The organism is Flavobacterium sp. UBA7682 (assembly GCF_002482945.1).
Lineage (GTDB): Bacteria > Bacteroidota > Bacteroidia > Flavobacteriales > Flavobacteriaceae > Flavobacterium.
In genome coordinates this window covers 123,536-140,029 of record NZ_DLGY01000009.1, presented here as the reverse complement: position 1 = coordinate 140,029, position 16,494 = coordinate 123,536, and the positions used below count along the sequence as shown (strand labels likewise).

General features: G+C 36.6%; 14 protein-coding genes and 1 tRNA gene. 4 read left to right on the top strand and 11 right to left on the bottom strand.

What is annotated here, in order from left to right:
- Nucleotides 1–33: 33 nt before the first annotated feature.
- On the top strand, nt 34–744 hold the full coding sequence (locus B3C16_RS02280) for a PH domain-containing protein (protein WP_291128382.1): 711 nt from the start codon (nt 34–36) through the stop codon (nt 742–744).
- A gap of 86 nt (nt 745–830) precedes the next feature.
- On the opposite strand, the gene B3C16_RS02275 is transcribed toward B3C16_RS02280, so the two are convergent.
- Complete coding sequence (locus B3C16_RS02275; protein WP_291128380.1) at nt 831–1,931, bottom strand: DUF4407 domain-containing protein; 1,101 nt, start codon at nt 1,929–1,931, stop codon at nt 831–833.
- Nucleotides 1,932–2,137: 206 nt separating this feature from the next.
- On the opposite strand from B3C16_RS02275, the gene B3C16_RS02270 reads away from it, so the two are divergent.
- Nucleotides 2,138–4,531 carry a DUF7619 domain-containing protein gene (locus tag B3C16_RS02270; protein WP_291128377.1) on the top strand — a complete coding sequence of 798 codons (2,394 nt, stop codon included), beginning with the start codon at nt 2,138–2,140 and terminating at the stop codon, nt 4,529–4,531.
- A 4-nt stretch (nt 4,532–4,535) separates the two neighbouring features.
- Here the strand turns inward: B3C16_RS02270 and B3C16_RS02265 are convergent, their stop codons facing one another.
- From B3C16_RS02265 to B3C16_RS02250, 4 genes are all read right to left on the bottom strand, one after another.
- Nucleotides 4,536–4,949 carry a hypothetical protein gene (locus B3C16_RS02265; RefSeq protein ID WP_291128374.1) on the bottom strand — a complete coding sequence of 138 codons (414 nt, stop codon included), beginning with the start codon at nt 4,947–4,949 and terminating at the stop codon, nt 4,536–4,538.
- Nucleotides 4,950–6,785 carry an energy transducer TonB gene (locus tag B3C16_RS02260; RefSeq protein ID WP_291128371.1) on the bottom strand — a complete coding sequence of 612 codons (1,836 nt, stop codon included), beginning with the start codon at nt 6,783–6,785 and terminating at the stop codon, nt 4,950–4,952. It abuts the gene before it with no gap.
- On the bottom strand, nt 6,782–7,153 hold the full coding sequence (locus B3C16_RS02255) for a BlaI/MecI/CopY family transcriptional regulator (RefSeq protein ID WP_176307016.1): 372 nt from the start codon (nt 7,151–7,153) through the stop codon (nt 6,782–6,784). Before B3C16_RS02255 ends, B3C16_RS02260 begins: the two co-directional genes overlap by 4 nt.
- 305 nt (nt 7,154–7,458) lie before the next feature.
- Nucleotides 7,459–8,847 carry a dipeptidase gene (locus B3C16_RS02250; protein ID WP_291128366.1) on the bottom strand — a complete coding sequence of 463 codons (1,389 nt, stop codon included), beginning with the start codon at nt 8,845–8,847 and terminating at the stop codon, nt 7,459–7,461.
- Between the two features lie 106 nt (nt 8,848–8,953).
- Here B3C16_RS02250 and B3C16_RS02245 point away from each other — a divergent pair.
- Together B3C16_RS02245 and B3C16_RS02240 are read left to right on the top strand one after the other, a co-directional pair.
- Nucleotides 8,954–9,035, top strand: a tRNA-Leu gene (locus B3C16_RS02245).
- Nucleotides 9,036–9,186: 151 nt separating this feature from the next.
- Nucleotides 9,187–9,951, top strand: coding sequence for a hypothetical protein (locus B3C16_RS02240; protein ID WP_291128363.1), 765 nt, complete (start codon nt 9,187–9,189; stop codon nt 9,949–9,951).
- Between the two features lie 110 nt (nt 9,952–10,061).
- Here the strand turns inward: B3C16_RS02240 and B3C16_RS02235 are convergent, their stop codons facing one another.
- The 6 genes from B3C16_RS02235 to B3C16_RS02210 form a co-directional block, all read right to left on the bottom strand.
- The gene (locus B3C16_RS02235) at nt 10,062–11,828 is read right to left on the bottom strand and encodes a DUF885 domain-containing protein (protein WP_291128359.1); all 1,767 of its coding nucleotides are present in this window, start codon (nt 11,826–11,828) and stop codon (nt 10,062–10,064) included.
- Between the two features lie 67 nt (nt 11,829–11,895).
- Nucleotides 11,896–12,258 carry a nuclear transport factor 2 family protein gene (locus B3C16_RS02230; RefSeq protein ID WP_291128356.1) on the bottom strand — a complete coding sequence of 121 codons (363 nt, stop codon included), beginning with the start codon at nt 12,256–12,258 and terminating at the stop codon, nt 11,896–11,898.
- Nucleotides 12,259–12,332: 74 nt separating this feature from the next.
- Entirely contained in the window at nt 12,333–13,244 is a 912-nt protein-coding gene (locus B3C16_RS02225) for a pseudouridine synthase (RefSeq protein WP_291128353.1), read from the bottom strand.
- A gap of 252 nt (nt 13,245–13,496) precedes the next feature.
- The gene (locus B3C16_RS02220) at nt 13,497–14,423 is read right to left on the bottom strand and encodes a geranylgeranylglycerol-phosphate geranylgeranyltransferase (protein ID WP_121312590.1); all 927 of its coding nucleotides are present in this window, start codon (nt 14,421–14,423) and stop codon (nt 13,497–13,499) included.
- A gap of 55 nt (nt 14,424–14,478) precedes the next feature.
- Nucleotides 14,479–15,417: a mevalonate kinase family protein gene (locus B3C16_RS02215; RefSeq protein WP_121312591.1), complete on the bottom strand. Its 939-nt coding sequence runs from the start codon at nt 15,415–15,417 to the stop codon at nt 14,479–14,481.
- Entirely contained in the window at nt 15,414–16,490 is a 1,077-nt protein-coding gene (locus B3C16_RS02210; protein ID WP_291128347.1) for a diphosphomevalonate/mevalonate 3,5-bisphosphate decarboxylase family protein, read from the bottom strand. The genes B3C16_RS02215 and B3C16_RS02210 overlap by 4 nt, the downstream gene beginning before the upstream one ends.
- Nucleotides 16,491–16,494: the final 4 nt, after the last annotated feature.

Genomic DNA, 16,494 nt, shown 5'->3' with positions numbered 1-16,494 from the left:
TAAAAATTTTGCGTCAAATTAAAACACCAAACCATGTTAGATAATTTAAAAAAGATATTAAACGAAGACCAAGATCCAAAGGCGATTGAGAAAATCACCGCCAAGTTGGATAATTTACTAATGTCAAACGAAGAAATCGGATACATCGCTGTTCAAAAAAAACCAGCTGTAAACATGTTTCCCGACAGCATTGTCGTGACCAATAAAAGAATCATCCTTTGCAAACCTAAAAACTTAGGCTTGTCAATGGAATTTATCGATTATGATTGGGATGATATTGAAGCGAGTTTTGTAAAAGAAGGGATTTTAGGGGCTGATTTTACATTTTCTACCAAGTCAGATTTGACGCATACCGTTGATTATTTACCTAAAAATCAAGCGCGTAAATTATACACTTTTGCCAAAGAGCAATTGGATTTATTAAAGCATCCAAAAGTAGACACGCCAATTGTTGAGCAACCCAAAGCCGTTGAGGTTATTGAAGAGCCACAAGTCATCGAAGAACCCGAAGTAATTGAGGAAGTAGCTACTGTAGAAGTAATCAATTATGCAGAAATTATTCCGGTGGAGCAATCAGGTTACCGTGACGAAAAACAATTTCCGGATGACAGATCGGGTTTGGCAGAATTGTCTCAAGACGAACTGTTCGAAAAACTACAGAACTACAAAAAGTTACTAGACAACGGATTGATTCTTCAAGGTGAATATGATAATTACAAAAAAGAGATTCTAAGCCATATGTAATTTAAGGCAATAGTGATAAGGCAAAAGGCAATAGTTAAATTTTCTAACTATTGCCTTTTTTACTTTTGCCTAATGCCTACCTAATCCTACATCGATTTCTTCTGCTTATCCACAAAACCATCAGCTTGAAGTTTGAGCAATTCGATAGCACCTTTTTTCTTGTAGTGGTATAATTCTTTGTCGTCGCGAATGTCGGCATAAACCTTATCGTAAATCTCGGCATCGGTTTTCTTTTGCAATTCGCTTTGGTAACGGTTTTGTTCAATGACATTTTTGATGCCCATTTCTTGGTCTTCTTGTTTCAAATCGTATTCGCCTTTGGGGGATAATAATTTGGCGAAAATAGGAGAAGTTTCAATGGCTAAAAACAACAACATGATAAAAAAGGATGGCAACCAAGGCAATTTTCCTAAAGCATTAATTCTTGCCATTAAACCATCGAAACTGTCAATGATAGGTTGAGATTCTGAAACTTTTTTATCCAAATCAGCTTGAAGTGTTTTGCTTCGGGTTTCTTTTTCGGCTATAGCATTCGCACTCGAAATTTTTAACGAATCCAATTGTTTGATGGCCAAATCATGTGCGGCACGTTTCTCTTTGTATATTGGACCTTTGCCCATTTTTTTCGTTCCGGCTGAACCTTCAGCTTCAGTAATATAGGAATCGTATAAGGCCGAAACCTCTTTTTCTTTTTTGGCAATCGATGACTTTAAGCTGTCCATTTCGGCTTTGTTTTTATCAACATCGCCTTTGAAATAATTAGACACCTGATTTTTATTGGCAATCGCCATTTCATTTTTCTCCTTTAATAAAACGGTATTGATTTCTTTTTCAAAAATTTTTATTTCCAAGGGTTTCGATATCACGATGGCGATGATAATGGCCAACAAAATTCGAGGCGAAGCTTGAATAAATTCGTCTAAAAAACGATCTCTTTTTTTGATGGTAGAAACGATAAACCGATCGAGATTGAAGATTAAAAATCCCCAAATCAATCCAAAGAAAACCGCGGTATAAATATTGTCGAAAACGGTATAAAGCGCATAACTGCCGGCAATAAATGCCATTACTGCTGTAAAAAATACGGTAGCGCCAATGCCTGCGTATTTGTTTTGTTCGCCATTGGAACAAGAGTTCACGATGTCACTGTCGACACCGGAACAAAGAAGGAAGAAACGTTTTAACATGATGATTGATTTTACTCCGAAACGGGTTCGGAAGATTTTGATTATGATGATTATACAAATATAACGCCAAAACTTTTGGTTTATTGTAAGACGTTGATAATTAATTTAATGATGGGTTGAGAGTAATTTGATAGTGACTTAAAAACTTTGTTTTTATATTGGTAAATTAAAATAAAAGATTACTTTTAAATGGTAAATATTTGGTTATGAAACATTTTTACTTATTCTTTTGCTTACTCTTCTGCGGTTTAGTTAATGGACAAATCATCAATTTTCCGGATGCTAATTTTAAAGCGAAATTGATGCAGCCTTATGTAGCAGTGACCAATAATCCAAATGATATATATCTTGATTCCAATAACGATGGTGAGCTTGAAGTGAGTGAAGTTGACAATGTTTGGCAACTGGATGTGTCCAATGCGAACATTTCAGATTTAACAGGGATAGAATACTTTACCAGTTTAAAATACCTCAATTGTAATAACAATTTACTGACTACAATCTCTATATTGGCGCCGACAGCTTTGTCAATGTTGTACGCCAATCACAATGCCTTAACTTCAGTTAGTGTAAATTGGGATTCCTTTAAAGAAGGTCTTGATTTGAGTTATAACAATCTTACCTCTTATACGATTGAAAGCGGTACTTATTACGAAACCGTTAATCTGAGTCACAATCAGCTTACGAGTTTAGTCATTGATAATGCTACTTTTGAGTTTTTCAGTGTCAGTCATAATAATTTAACGACCATTCAAGTTAATGGAACTACTTCTGCTTATTCCAGTGCCGATTTTAGGAATAATCAATTTTCACTTTTAGATCTTTCACTTTTTAGTTTTAACAATGAGTGTGATGTTTTTCTTGGAAATAACATGGTTGACAGAGTCCTTTTTAGTGAAAATTACATACAACCGGGGAATATTTATTATAACTCCAACAACACTTTTTTTGATTTAGGAAATTTTAGGATGATTACTTCTTGTGATCCGGAAGATCAAGGGCATCTCAGTATTTCTAATAGTCCAAATTTGGAATATGTCATTTTAAAAAACGGATTCAATCATACTACTGTTAGTTGTAATGAAGGAGGTGATATTTTTCAAAATCCTGCATTAAGCTTGAGTATTTGGAGTTGTCCTAATTTATCCTTTATCTGTGTGGACGATGGCGAAAGGCCTAATATTCAATCAAGAATCAACCAATTGGGGTTGCAAAATCAGGTTCAGGTCAATTCTTATTGCACATTCACTCCTGGTGGCATTTATTATACGGTAAGCGGAGAAACAAAATTTGATTTTAATGCCAATGGGTGTGATATTAATGATTTCCCAATTCCTTATCAAGAGTTTACCATTACCAATGGCAGTGAAACAGGCACTATAATTTCTGATGCTTCCGGGAATTATACACTAAATGTTGGTTTCGGAACGCACACCATAACACCGGTTCTTGAGAATTCAGCAGCATTTGCAATCACACCAGCCAATGTCACGGTCAATTTTCCAACCCAAAACAGTCCGCTGAATCAAAACTTTTGTTTGTCCGCAGGCGCAGCAATACATGATTTTGATATTACCTTAATTCCGCTAAGTCCAGCGGTTTCTGGATTTGATGCAAATTATAAAATAGTCTACAAGAATACCGGAAACACTATTGACAGTGGAATGATATTACTAAATTTTCCCGATGCAACTTTGGATTTTGTTGCTGCTTCAATCACTCCAACAGCCATTTTAGGTGGAGCTTTGAGTTGGTCATTTGCGAATTTATTGCCGTTTGAAACCCGAACAATAAACTTAACGTTCAATCTTAACAGTCCGATGGAAACGCCTCCATTGAATAGCAATGATGTGTTGAGTTATACAACTTCTATAAGCGAAACCGATGCAGCAATACCGTATCTTAATACCCATTCATTGAATCAGACTGTCGTGAATTCTTTTGATCCAAATGATAAAATTTGTTTAGAAGGAGAATCGTTGAGCAATGATTTTATTGGGAATTATGTTTCCTATCGAATCAGATTTGAAAACACAGGCACTTTTCCGGCACAAAACATAGTGGTAAAAGATGTTATTGATGCTACCAAATTTGATATTTCAACTTTAACGCCAATCACCGGAAGCCATAGTTTCTTCACAAGAATTACGGGAAATACCGCTGAATTTATTTTTGAAAATATCAACTTGCCATTTGATGATTCTATCAATGATGGCTATTTGGTTTTCAAAATAAAATTGTTGCCGAGCGTAATTCAAGGCGTGACGTTTAGCAATCAAGCGAGTATTTTCTTTGATTATAATTTTCCGATTGTTACCAATACTACAAGTTCTGTAATTGCCGTTTTAGGGCAAAATGATTTTGAGGCAGATAATCTATTTACGATTCATCCTGTTCCGGCTAAAAATATTTTGCATATTGAGACAATGGATAACTTAGATGTCAAAGCGATTGAAATCTATAATAACTTAGGGCAAATTGTCCAAAAAGAAATTGGAAATAAACAAACCATCAACGTTTCACGACTGGCAAAGGGAAGTTATTATTTGAAAATCAAAACAGATGATTCCAGCTATTCGAAGCAGTTTTTAAAAGAATAGTATTTTACATTGCTATTTCCGAAACCAATTCGCCTTTTTCGTATTTTTTGATGCCAATAACTTTACCGTTTGGATCAAAAAAAGTCCATTCTCCAATGATATACCAATGCGTTCCGTCTTGTTCTTCTACCATCATCGATTGACCGGTTGAAGTAATGTTGCCTTTGTGGTCAAAAGTTTTGATATGACAAATGCCATTCAAATATCTCTCGGTCTTAACTAGTTTTCGGTTTTGGTAATATCTCCAAGTTTTGATTTCTATACTCTTTTTGTATCGTCCTTTTGATTTGTATTGAATGCCGTTTACCGTGTCTTTGTAAACCCATTTTCCAACGCGGTCATGATTTACCGTTTTATTGATTTTACAACTGCAAACCAATAAAAAAAGCATCAAAAAGGATAGAATTCTCCAATTCATCTACTCAGATTTTATGGAAATTGGCAAACTGTACATTGTTCTCACCGGTTTTCCGTCTATTTTTCCCGGTTTCCATTTGGGTGAATTTTTCAAGACTCTTTCGGCTTCTTCTCCAGTACCGTAACCCATGTCTCTGAGGATTTTTATGTTGGATAAACTTCCGTCTTTCTCCACGATGAAACTGGCAAAAACCTTTCCTTTTAGTTTGTTTTTGGTTACTTCTTCCGGTATTTTATAGTTGGCGCCAATGTATTTGAAAAAGGCTTCCAGTCCTAATTCAAACTCGGGTTTTTCAGTCAATTCAGCTACCGATTTAACATCACTACTGTCTTTTTTTATGGGTACTTCCGGATTGTAGGTTGGTTTTGGTTTCTCGATAATTTTACTTTTTTTGACTGTATCTTTGATATACAAATTATACTCTTCCTTTCCTTTGGTATGCCAAACGATTGTGTCCGGATTGCTTTGGTTTAGGATTTCATCGACTTTGTTTTTTTTGTAATTTGAGATGACCATTTTTAAAGTGTCATTTCCGAAATGCAAATGGCTGTTTTTTAGATTTTCGTCAAAATATTTTTTGGTATACAACGTGTATTGGTATTCTTGAGGAAAACGTTTTGAACGAGCATTTTTGTGCACAAAACTATAAGTATAATGCGAAAAATCGGTTCTCTTGTACTTTTGAATCTCGGCTGCGCTACTTGTTTTGCCATTAATCCACACCGCCATATTTTTGGTTTTCATTTTCTGAAACAAAGGTTCCGGAATTTCTTTTTCGATGATCATATCGGGAACCCAACTCAAATACTTTCTTTTTTCTTCAAGGGTTAGTTCTTCATACATTTTGTCAATCGTTGTACCGTTCCTTGCATCTTTCAAAATGACTCTGACGTTGGAGTAATAACGATCTCTAATCTTATCTTCATTAGTTATGCTTTTTTCAGCCTTATTTGTTGTCGGTAATGCTGTTTCTTGCGCCACAATTTCCACACAGCATAAATAAATCAATCCGAAAATTATGGGTAAAATGGTTGCTTTTTTTAGCAAAGCCAATGTTTTAGAAGTGTTTTTAGTCATCATGATTAAGCGTTTTTTGGTTACTAAATAATTCAAATTACTGGCCAAGCAAATCGTTGGGTTCTCGCTTCCTTTTTGCAATAGCAAGCTTTGGTAAAACGGAATATTATTATAGGTTACCACCACTTTTTCATCGGCGAGGAATTCATGGTTGAGTTGGATGGCTTTTTTATAAAAGTAAAATAGCGGATTGAACCAAAAAACGGTTTTCAAAGACTCAATAAACAAGATGTCTAATGTGTGTTTTTGATTAACATGAACCAATTCGTGGGTGTATAATTCGTCTTCAATTTTTCGCAGATTGTAGTCGTCAAAATTGATAAAAATAGAATTCAAAAAAGTATGTGGAAGTATTTTTTCATCAATTAAAACCAATTGCGCGTTTTTGTATTTTATAATTGGATTGGAATTTGATTTTGAAGTTAGTTTCCAAATGTTTTTACCGAATCTGAACACAAGAATAAGTGTTGTCAATCCATATAAACCCCATAAAAAAAGTGAAGTATAATTGATGGTTTCGGTTGCCGGAACGATTTCAGGTGAAATTGGAATCGGCATGTAAATCGGTTCTGGAATTGCTGTAACCGGAATTTCTTTGATTATTTCAAAAGTTATAAACGGAAGCACGAGTGAAATTGCAATCGAAAACAATAAGTAAAACCGATTGAATTGGTGCATTTTTTCTCTTTCAAGGACCAAATGATAAAAGCCAAGAAAGACAGTCAGGCTGATGCTGGATGTAATTAGGAAGTCGGTCATTTTTTCTTTTTTTGAAGTTCAACATCAATAATTTTTTTTAGGTCTTCTAATTCTTTTTCCGATAAATTGGTTGAAGTCGTAAAGAAGGAAGCAAACTGAGAAGCCGAATCGTTAAAGAAGTTTTTAATCAATCCGTTTACGTGTTTGGAGAAATAGTCCGATTTTTTGACCAATGGATAATATTCTCGTGAGTTTCCAAATTCGTTATAAGCCACAAACTTTTTGTCAATCATTCTTTTCAAAAGTGTTGCCACGGTTGTCGTTGCCGGTTTGGGTTCGGGAAAGGCTTCTAATAAATCTTTCATGAAGGCTTTCTCCAATTTCCACAAATGTTCCATTAATTGTTCTTCTGAATTGGATAACTGCATTGTGCTGAGGTTTTTAACATTAACTCTACAAATGTAGAATAAAAAATCAATTCTACAACTGTAGAGTAAAAATTTAACATTTACGTCTAATTTATTATGGTTTGCGTTAGGGATTGAAGCATTGTTTGAGCTCTCCCGATTTTTATCGGGAAGCGAGTGCGTAAAGCCCGCCGCTATTGCTTGTGTTTGGTTTCTGTTTAAGAAAGAATTTCTGCAATAGTGAACGCCCAACAAATAAAAAATCCGTTTATTCAAAAAAGGAATAAACGGATTTTCTTTGTGACTTTGCGTCTTTGCGAGCAATATTACTTACTCAACTCCACAAAATATTTATAAAACAATGGAATCGTTTCAATCCCTTTTAAGTAATTAAATACTCCGAAATGCTCGTTAGGCGAGTGAATTGCATCAGAATCTAAACCGAATCCCATCAAGATAGTTTTTGATTTTAATTCTTTTTCAAATAAAGCCACAATCGGAATACTTCCGCCGGAACGCACCGGAATGGCTTGCACGCCGAAGGTTTCTGTATAGGCTTTGTTCGCGGCTTGATAACCAATGCTGTCGATAGGCGTTACATAACCTTGTCCGCCGTGATGTGGTGTTACTTTTACTTTCACGGCTTTTGGAGCGATGCTTTCGAAGTGCTTTTTAAATAATTCGGTGATTTCCTCCCAATCTTGATTCGGAACCAAACGCATAGAGATTTTGGCGTAAGCTTTGCTCGCAATAACTGTTTTGGCACCTTCACCCGTATAACCTCCCCAAATTCCGTTAACGTCTAAGGTTGGACGAATCGAGTTTCTTTCATTGGTTACATAACCTGTTTCACCATAAATATCGGCGATGTCTAAGGCTTGTTTGTATTTGTCTAAAGAGAATGGTGCTTTCGCCATTTCAGATCTTTCGGCTGCCGAAAGTTCTTCTACTTTGTCATAAAATCCTGGAATGGTAATGTGGTTGTTTTCGTCATGCAACGAAGCAATCATCTTGGTCAATACATTAATCGGATTGGCCACAGCGCCGCCGTATAAACCGGAATGTAAATCGCGATTTGGTCCGGTTACTTCTACTTCTACATAACTCAAACCACGCAAACCGGTTGTAATTGATGGCTGTTGGTTGGATATCATTCCGGTATCAGAAATTAAAATCACATCGCAACTTAGTTTGTCTTGGTTTTTTTCTACGAACCAGCCTAGACTTTTGGAACCCACTTCTTCTTCACCTTCAATCATGAATTTCACGTTACACGGAAGCGAATTGCTTTGGATCATGTATTCAAAAGCCTTGACGTGCATGTACATCTGACCTTTGTCATCACAAGCGCCACGGGCAAAAATCGCTCCTTCCGGATGGATTTCAGTAGTTTTGATTACCGGTTCGAATGGAGGCGAAGTCCATAAATCAATTGGATCCGGCGGTTGCACATCATAATGACCGTAAACCAGAACCGTTGGTAAATTCTTGTCGATGATATGTTCCCCAAAAACAATTGGATAACCCGGCGTTTCGCAAATTTCTACAAAGTTACAACCGGCTTTTTCCAAGCTGGCTTTTACGGCATCGGCGGTGTTGATTACGTCTTGGGCATAAGCGCTGTCGGCACTTACGGAAGGGATTTTTAGGAGTTCAATTAACTCATTTATAAAACGTTCTTTGTTTTGTTGAACGTAATTTTTGATGTTGTCCATGGGTTTAAATTTGTTGTGCTTCAAAAGTACAAAATTGAGCGTTATTTTTTTTAATAATTTTCCTTTGAAAGTTTGAAGTTATGATTATATTTGCACTCACGATTTTGCGGGTATGGCGAAATTGGTAGACGTGCCAGACTTAGGATCTGGTGCCGCAAGGCGTGTAGGTTCGAGTCCTATTACCCGCACAATAAAGCTCTAACGAAAGTTGGGGCTTTTTTATTGTTACCAATTGGTTAATAATATGTTTACAGTTTGTTCTTTTAGAGTGTTTTAATTTTTGAAAATTCGATTATTTTTACAGCATCAATACTAATTTGAGGTAAATCTTTTATTCTAATGAAAGGGAAAAAGCTTATGATAACTGTGGTACTGGGAATTTTTGGATTTGTTTTGTTAGCACTGTCGGGGTATTTGCTATATAGAAATAGTTCCAATTCCATTTCGGCGGAAAAACAAAAACAGTTGGAAGAAGCTATTAAGCAAATTGAGGTGTTGAATGCGGAAATTGTTGAAAAGGATAAAATTGTTGACGAAGCAGAGCAAAAAATAAAAACCCTAAGATTTGATACTTTTACCTTATCTGCCGGGCAAAATATTCCCATTATAGAAATTGTGGATAACGATTTAAGTGAAAAAAGTTCGACTGAAGACGGCAATAAGAAAGTACATAAATTAATGTACAATCACCAAATCAAATTCTCCTTAGTCAATGCCGGAAAAAGTTCCTTGAAAGATGTAATATTCTCTATAAAAGATGATTACAACAAAGGCAAAGAAAAAAAGAAAATGGCCAAAGCCGTGGCGAGTGTTGATTATTTGGGTAAAAAAGTGAATGATGCGGAAATGGGCGAGTATGAAAATATTGAAGTCAATACGCTTAATTTAAAATCGAAGAAGCTACTTTACACCAGTAATTTGCCGAGTAGTTTTGGCGTTGCCGATTATCAATACCATGTGATTGTAGAATGGAGTCAAGGGTTTTACCAAATGTTTATCAAGATTGATGAAGTCGACGGAAAGTTAAAATACAATTATGAATTTTTTGATGTCAATGGGAATACGATTGATTTCAATAATCTTGAAAACAACATTAGTAACTAATAAAAAAAGCCTCTCAGTCGAGAGGCTTTTTATTTAAAATTTAAAAACTCCAGCGCGCCTGCTGGTTACTTCACTAGAAATGTTTACAGAACATTTTTTTACTTTCGGCCCTATTTTCCGGTGGTAATCCAGTTGTTAATTTTCTTTTCCAATAAGGCTAAAGGCATCACGCCCGATTCTAATACTTTTTGGTGGAAGACTTTGATATCGAATTTATCTTTCATCTTTTCTTCTGCTTTTTTGCGCAATTCTAAAATTTTTAATTGCCCAATTTTATACGACAATGCCTGACCCGGAATAGCCATATAGCGTTCAATTTCGGCGATGATACTGGCTTCGCTTTCGGCTTCATTTTCCAATGAATATTTGATAGCTTGTTCGCGTGTCCAACCTTTACTGTGTATTCCGGTATCAACAACCAAACGAATCGCACGATGCATCTCGTTACCCAACATCCCGAAATATTGATACGGATCTTTGTACAATCCCAATTCTTTTCCTAAACTTTCAGTGTATAAAGCCCAACCTTCGCCATAAGCGCCAAACCAATTGAACTTTCTGAAATCAGGTAAAAGTTCGTTCTCTTGTTGGAGTGAAATTTGGAAATGATGTCCCGGAATCGCTTCGTGCAAAAACAAATCCTCATCGCCATAATAATTGTAATTGGCTACATCCGGAATCGGAACGTAAAACGTGCCCGGTCTACTGCCATCGGCGGCGCCTTGAGAATATTCGGCACTTGCGGTATTCTCTCTAAAAGCTTCCGTTCTTTTAATTCGGAAGGCGGTTTTGGGTTGTAAAGAGAAAAATTTATTCACATTAGGTTCAATGATTTTGTGTACTCTTTCAAAATTAGCAATTACTTCTTCCGGCGTTTTAAACGGTTTTAATTCGGGCTTGTTTCTCACATGATCAAAGAATTCGATGATGGTGCCTTTGAAACCTACTTGGGCTTTTACTTTTTCCATTTCAGCTTTAATACGCGCCACTTCTTTTAAGCCTAATTCGTGAATTTCTTCGGGCGTTTTAGTAGTGGTCGTCCATTGTTTTACATAGACTTTATACAAGTCAGCTCCGCCTTTCAAACTACCAATTCCGCTTGTGGTTCGGCAAACCGGAACGTAATCGGATTTCATAAAAGCAATAAGCTTTTGAAATTGTGGTGTAAGTTTGGTGTTAATTAAGTCGGCATAAGCTTTGGAAAATTGGTCTTTTTGCTCTTGCGTAAAATCAGCCGGGAATTTTTTGCAGCTTGAATAGAATAAATTATCTTCAACATTGGGCGTTATTACGTCTTGAAATTGCGGAATTATTTTTTCTGCTAAAGCTTTTGGCAAGACTACTTTTTCTTGAATTCCTTTTTTCATATACACCATTGCCGAGTCAATCCACACCGTGTAGGCATCCATTCTTTTTAGGAAGTTTTGATAGTCTTTTTCGGTTTTAAACGGTTGGGCACTTTCGGCACTGGCGTATTGGCCCATGGTTAAATGCGTTCCCCAAAATTGATGAATCGGCGTCAAATTGGCATTTTGTTTTAATAAATCTTTACCAATGGTAATTTCCCATGAGATGATGTCGAAACTGTTTTTTTCTTCTTCTGATAATGAAGTAGTATCAACACTTGCCAGTTCTTTTTCATATTTGGCGTAAAATTCAGCTTGCTTTTTTCGGTGGGAATCAGTCATTTCAAAAACCAGTTGGTCATTGAATTGGCTTTGACCGTTTTGAGTAGCTTCTAAAGGGTTTAGCGCATTTTTGTAATCAAAATAGGTTTTGGCAATGGCATTGATATCACCTTGTTTTTCTTCAGTTTTGCAGCTTACAAAAAAAAGTGACGATAAAATTGCCGAAGAAAATAAATATAAGTTTCTCATAGTTAATGGTTTAGTTGGAGTAAAGCTATTGGTTTTTGGTCAATTGAATTGTTAACAGAATGATAAATTATCCGTGATATACTCGTGAAGCAATGATTCTGTTTTCTTTGATTTCCAATACTTCGGCGACTAACATATCGGCTTCGTTTTCTACGGTTCGAATGTATTCCATAAAAACGCGGTCCGAATTGGAAGTCAAGGAAGTTACTTTATAGTTTAAAGTCGGTAAACGATTAAAAGCGTCTTGCCACCACGTGCGTAAAGCGTCTTTTCCGGTGACTAAACCATTGGTTTCCGGATGGCGGATTTTTAGTTTAGGGCTAAAGTGTTCCGCTTCGTCATCGTACAAGGACAATAATTTTTCGAGGTTGTGTGCGTTGAAAGCTTCAAACCAAAGATGGGCAATTGAGAGATTTTTTTCTGCTGACATATTATTAGAAATAAAAAATCCTCTCGTTAATCGAACGAGAGAATTTTTATAATGGTAAATGTATGATAATTTTTTTAAACGTTTTTCAAATTGATAATTTCCTGTTCAGTCAGGAAACGCCAATTGCCACGCGGTAAATTCTTTTTGGTCAAACCGGCGAAAGCCACACGGTCGATTTTCAAGACATCGTATTTGAAATTTTCAAAAATAGCGCGAACCACTTTTACGTTAGGAGTTCTCAATTTTAACCCGATTTCTGTTTTAGGTTCGCCTTCGATATACGAGATTTCGTCTACGTATAATTTGTGTCCGTCTAAAGTTACACCATTGGAAATTTTCTCTAAATCTTCAAATTTCAAATTCTTGTCTAAAGAAACTTGGTAGATTTTAGCTGATTTTTGATTGGGTAAGCTGAATTTTCTAACCATATCGGTATCATTGGTAAAGATCAACAATCCGGTAGTGTTTTTGTCCATACGTCCAATCGGTTGGATTTTGGCGTTCGTGGCACCACGAACCAATTCCAATACATTTCTGTAATCATCATTGTCTTCGTTAGAAGTGGTGAAATTCTTAGGTTTGTTAAGCAAAATGTATTCTTTGCGTTCCGGTGTTAAAGTCGCGCCGTCAAAGTTGACCACATCACCCGGTTTTACTTTGTAACCCATTTCGGTGATTACGATATTGTTCACTTTCACATTTCCTGATTGAATGTAAATATCGGCATCACGACGCGAGCAAACGCCTGAGTTGGAGATGTATTTATTTAATCGAATGTCATCCGATTTTAAGGGTTTTGCGACATTGTTTTGTACTGCTTTGGCAGGTTTAGCTGTTCTTTTTGCAGCGGCATCTTCAGTGGTTGGCTTAACCTTTTTCGGGCCTTGCGCTCTTTTCTGCATGGCGGGTTTAGGCTTATTAGAGCTTGGTCTCGAACTGTTCGGACGAGAACCACCTCTTTTATTATTGCCTTCATTCTTGTTCATAAATTCTGTAATTTAACTTCGTTCCGTTCGGCCATTTTGGCCTCGGGTGGGTGCAAAGATACGTATTTCAGTGGCTTATACCGCCGATTAAAATGCTATGGTTGGATTTTAGCCCCGATTGTAACAAAATATCCTTTTTTATTTCCGACAAAAGCATCTCTCCCGAAGCTTCGGGAGCGCTCGATGTGACAAATAAAAAAGTTATTGTGGAAAGCGGGAAAAAGGTTTAGCAATTGTACCAAAGTTTGGCTCCTAACGAACAATAGTCTCCACCATTTTTTTGCCGTGAATTAACACCGACGGATCGATGAGTACGATGCAAAATACACCCGAAACTACCAAGAATTTCAAGATGTTGTGCAGTTTTAAATAATCGGGTTTGGAGTTGGATTTCCAGAGTTTTTGCAGAAAAAAAATCAGGATAATCATGCTGATGTAAAAGTAGATATCCATGTAACCGACTTCAAATACTTCGACCAAATAATAGATGGGAATGATGGTGGAAACGGTTAACAGCGTGATTACTTTTTTGGAAAAAGCTTCGCCGAAAAGCACCGGAATGGTTTGATAATCGTTGGCAATATCACCTTTGATGTTTTCTAAATCTTTGATCATTTCTCTGATTAGAATTAATAAAAAGAGAAAAGTGGCATGCGCAAATATCTGCGGATATAAATTTTTATAATACAAAAGAATCGCGAAGAAAGGCAAAACGGCTAGAAATGAAGCAGTCAGATTGCCTATGATGGTGATTTTTTTGAGTTTGTGCGAATAGAACCAAATCAGGAAAATGTAAACGGAGAAAAATAGAACCGCTCGAAAAGAAACCAAGAAAGCTAACAAGAAGACTATGAAATTTACTGAAAAATAGACCTGTAGTTTGGTTTTTTGACTGACCAATCTGTCTAATTGGGATTTGTTTGGACGATTGATTAGGTCTTTTTTGCTGTCGTAAAAATTGTTTATGATATAACCCGAAGCAATGGTCAAACTGGAAACTAAAACGATGATAAACAAGTTGAAATCGAGCAAAACATCGAGTGCTCTTTTTTCGGGAGCCAAAATGAATATGGCCGATAAATATTGGGCTAAAGCAATTACGGGAATGTTGTAACCGCGCACTACAGAAAACATGCTGATGATTTTCAGTAAGGTGTGTTTGGTTTTTCGGCTTAACATTTTGTGTACATTAGTCCTTCGACTGCGCTCAGGATGACAAAAGTGGATTTCATGTTTAAAACTGGTAAACCACTTCCAATTTGTAATCTTTCAGGGATTTTTTGGCCTTTTCTAAATCTTCGGTAAATCCTAGGATATAACCGCCGCCGCCGGAACCGCAAAGTTTTAAGTAGTAATCATTGGTGTCAAGTCCTTTTTGCCAAACGCCGTGAAACGCTTCGGGAATCATTGGCTTGAAATTGTTTAAGACTACTTTAGACAATTGTTTGGTATTGGCAAACAAAGATTTCATATCGCCGCCGAGGAAATTTTCCACGCAAGCGTCGGTGTATTTGATGAATTGTGATTTTAACATTTTTCGAAAACCTTCTTCTTTTAGGTTTTCCATGAAGATGTTCACCATTGGAGCGGTTTCGCCTACGATTCCGGAGTCTAATAAAAACACGGCACCTTTTCCGGTCGCACTTTGAGACGGAATGCCGGTGGCTTCGATATTGTCTTTGGAATTGATCAAAATCGGAATGCTCAAATAGCTGTTTAATGGATCAAGACCGGAACTTTTTCCGTGGAAGAATGACTCCATTTGGGAAAAAATCGTTTTTAACTGCAATAATTTCTCACGGGTTAAATTCTCTAAAACCGTGATTTTGTCGTTGGCATATTTGTCATAAATCGCCGCCACTAAAGCACCGCTGCTGCCAACACCATATCCTTGCGGAATACTGGAATCGAAATACATGCCGCGTTCTACATCGGTTTTTAAAACTTCAATATTGAAAGTTACTAACTCGGGTTGGTCTTTTTGAAGTTGGTCCAAATAGGTTACAAAACGACGCAAACTCGCGTTAGATTTAATCGCTTCTTCGGATGGATTTTCGTCCACTTTCAAAGCGCCGTTGTAAAAATTGTAGGGAATGGATAAACCTTTAGAATCCTTTATAATTCCGTATTCTCCGAAGAGAAGAATCTTTGAGTAAAATAATGGTCCTTTCATATGTTTTTAATTGCTCCTGTGCCAATGGCATCACAAATATAGTTACCATTTTGACAATAGCCAACTAATTCTGTAGTAATAAATTGCATTGCCTGAACTCTAACGTTTTCGGGATACAAAATATGTACGTTGGCACCGGCATCTAAGGTAAAACATATAGGAATATTCGTTTCGTTTCTAAACTTCCAAATTTTATTGATGATTTCCAAGGTATTGGGTTTCATTAGGATAAAATAAGGAATCGAGGTCATCATCATCGCGTGAAGTGTCAAAGCTTCACTTTCGACGATCTTGATAAACTCGGTTAAATCGCCGTCCTCTAAGACTTTTTTGATGGCGGATAAATTCTCATGCGCTTGCGCAAAACGTTGTTCGGCAAAGGGATGATTGTGCATTAAATCGTGTCCGACCGTACTTGAAACTTGCTTTTCGCCTTTATCTACTAATAAAATAGTGTCTCGGTAATTCTTGAAATTATCGTGAATCTTCGATGGAAATTCCACTCCGAATAAATCTGAACTTCCATTGATTTCAGCATGATTTCCCCAAACTACAACACTTCCTTTTACACTTCTACAAGCGCTTCCGGAACCTAATCGGGCTAAGAAAGAAGCTTTTTGGTTAAAGAAATCGTCTGTCATTTCAGTCCCGAAGTTTCGGGATAAAGCTTTTTCCAAAGACATAATATTCATCGCCAAAGCAGCCATTCCTGAAGCGGAAGAAGCAATGCCTGAACTGTGCGGAAAAGTGTTTTCGGTATCTATCGTGAAATGATAATCTTTCAGATAAGGACAATAGATTTCAATACGTTCTAAGAACTTTTGGATTTTCGGTTTGAAATCTTCTTTGGGTTGGCCTTCAAACAGCAAATCGAAAGAGAAATTACTATTGCTCTCTTTTTTGGCGAAAGCCAATTTGGTAATTGTTTTACAATTGTTCAAAGTAAAACTGACTGAAGGATTCGCCGGAACCTGATTTTCTTTTTTGCCCCAATATTTGACTAAAGCAATATTACTAGGTGCACTCCATTGAAAACTTCCGTTTTCGATTACTGTTGAAAATGGTTTTGTCATAAAA

Excerpts from the sequence above, each read along its gene's own strand:
- B3C16_RS02270 (WP_291128377.1), top strand. The coding sequence starts at position 2,138 with ATGAAACATTTTTACTTATTCTTTTGCTTACTCTTCTGCGGTTTAGTT.
- B3C16_RS02235 (WP_291128359.1), bottom strand. The coding sequence starts at position 11,828 with ATGAGAAACTTATATTTATTTTCTTCGGCAATTTTATCGTCACTTTTT.
- B3C16_RS02250 (WP_291128366.1), bottom strand. The coding sequence starts at position 8,847 with ATGGACAACATCAAAAATTACGTTCAACAAAACAAAGAACGTTTTATA.
- B3C16_RS02220 (WP_121312590.1), bottom strand. The coding sequence starts at position 14,423 with ATGTTAAGCCGAAAAACCAAACACACCTTACTGAAAATCATCAGCATG.
- B3C16_RS02275 (WP_291128380.1), bottom strand. The coding sequence starts at position 1,931 with ATGTTAAAACGTTTCTTCCTTCTTTGTTCCGGTGTCGACAGTGACATC.
- B3C16_RS02265 (WP_291128374.1), bottom strand. The coding sequence starts at position 4,949 with ATGAATTGGAGAATTCTATCCTTTTTGATGCTTTTTTTATTGGTTTGC.
- B3C16_RS02215 (WP_121312591.1), bottom strand. The coding sequence starts at position 15,417 with ATGAAAGGACCATTATTTTACTCAAAGATTCTTCTCTTCGGAGAATAC.
- B3C16_RS02230 (WP_291128356.1), bottom strand. The coding sequence starts at position 12,258 with ATGTCAGCAGAAAAAAATCTCTCAATTGCCCATCTTTGGTTTGAAGCT.
- B3C16_RS02210 (WP_291128347.1), bottom strand. The coding sequence starts at position 16,490 with ATGACAAAACCATTTTCAACAGTAATCGAAAACGGAAGTTTTCAATGG.
- B3C16_RS02260 (WP_291128371.1), bottom strand. The coding sequence starts at position 6,785 with ATGACCGACTTCCTAATTACATCCAGCATCAGCCTGACTGTCTTTCTT.
- B3C16_RS02280 (WP_291128382.1), top strand. The coding sequence starts at position 34 with ATGTTAGATAATTTAAAAAAGATATTAAACGAAGACCAAGATCCAAAG.
- B3C16_RS02255 (WP_176307016.1), bottom strand. The coding sequence starts at position 7,153 with ATGCAGTTATCCAATTCAGAAGAACAATTAATGGAACATTTGTGGAAA.
- B3C16_RS02225 (WP_291128353.1), bottom strand. The coding sequence starts at position 13,244 with ATGAACAAGAATGAAGGCAATAATAAAAGAGGTGGTTCTCGTCCGAAC.
- B3C16_RS02240 (WP_291128363.1), top strand. The coding sequence starts at position 9,187 with ATGAAAGGGAAAAAGCTTATGATAACTGTGGTACTGGGAATTTTTGGA.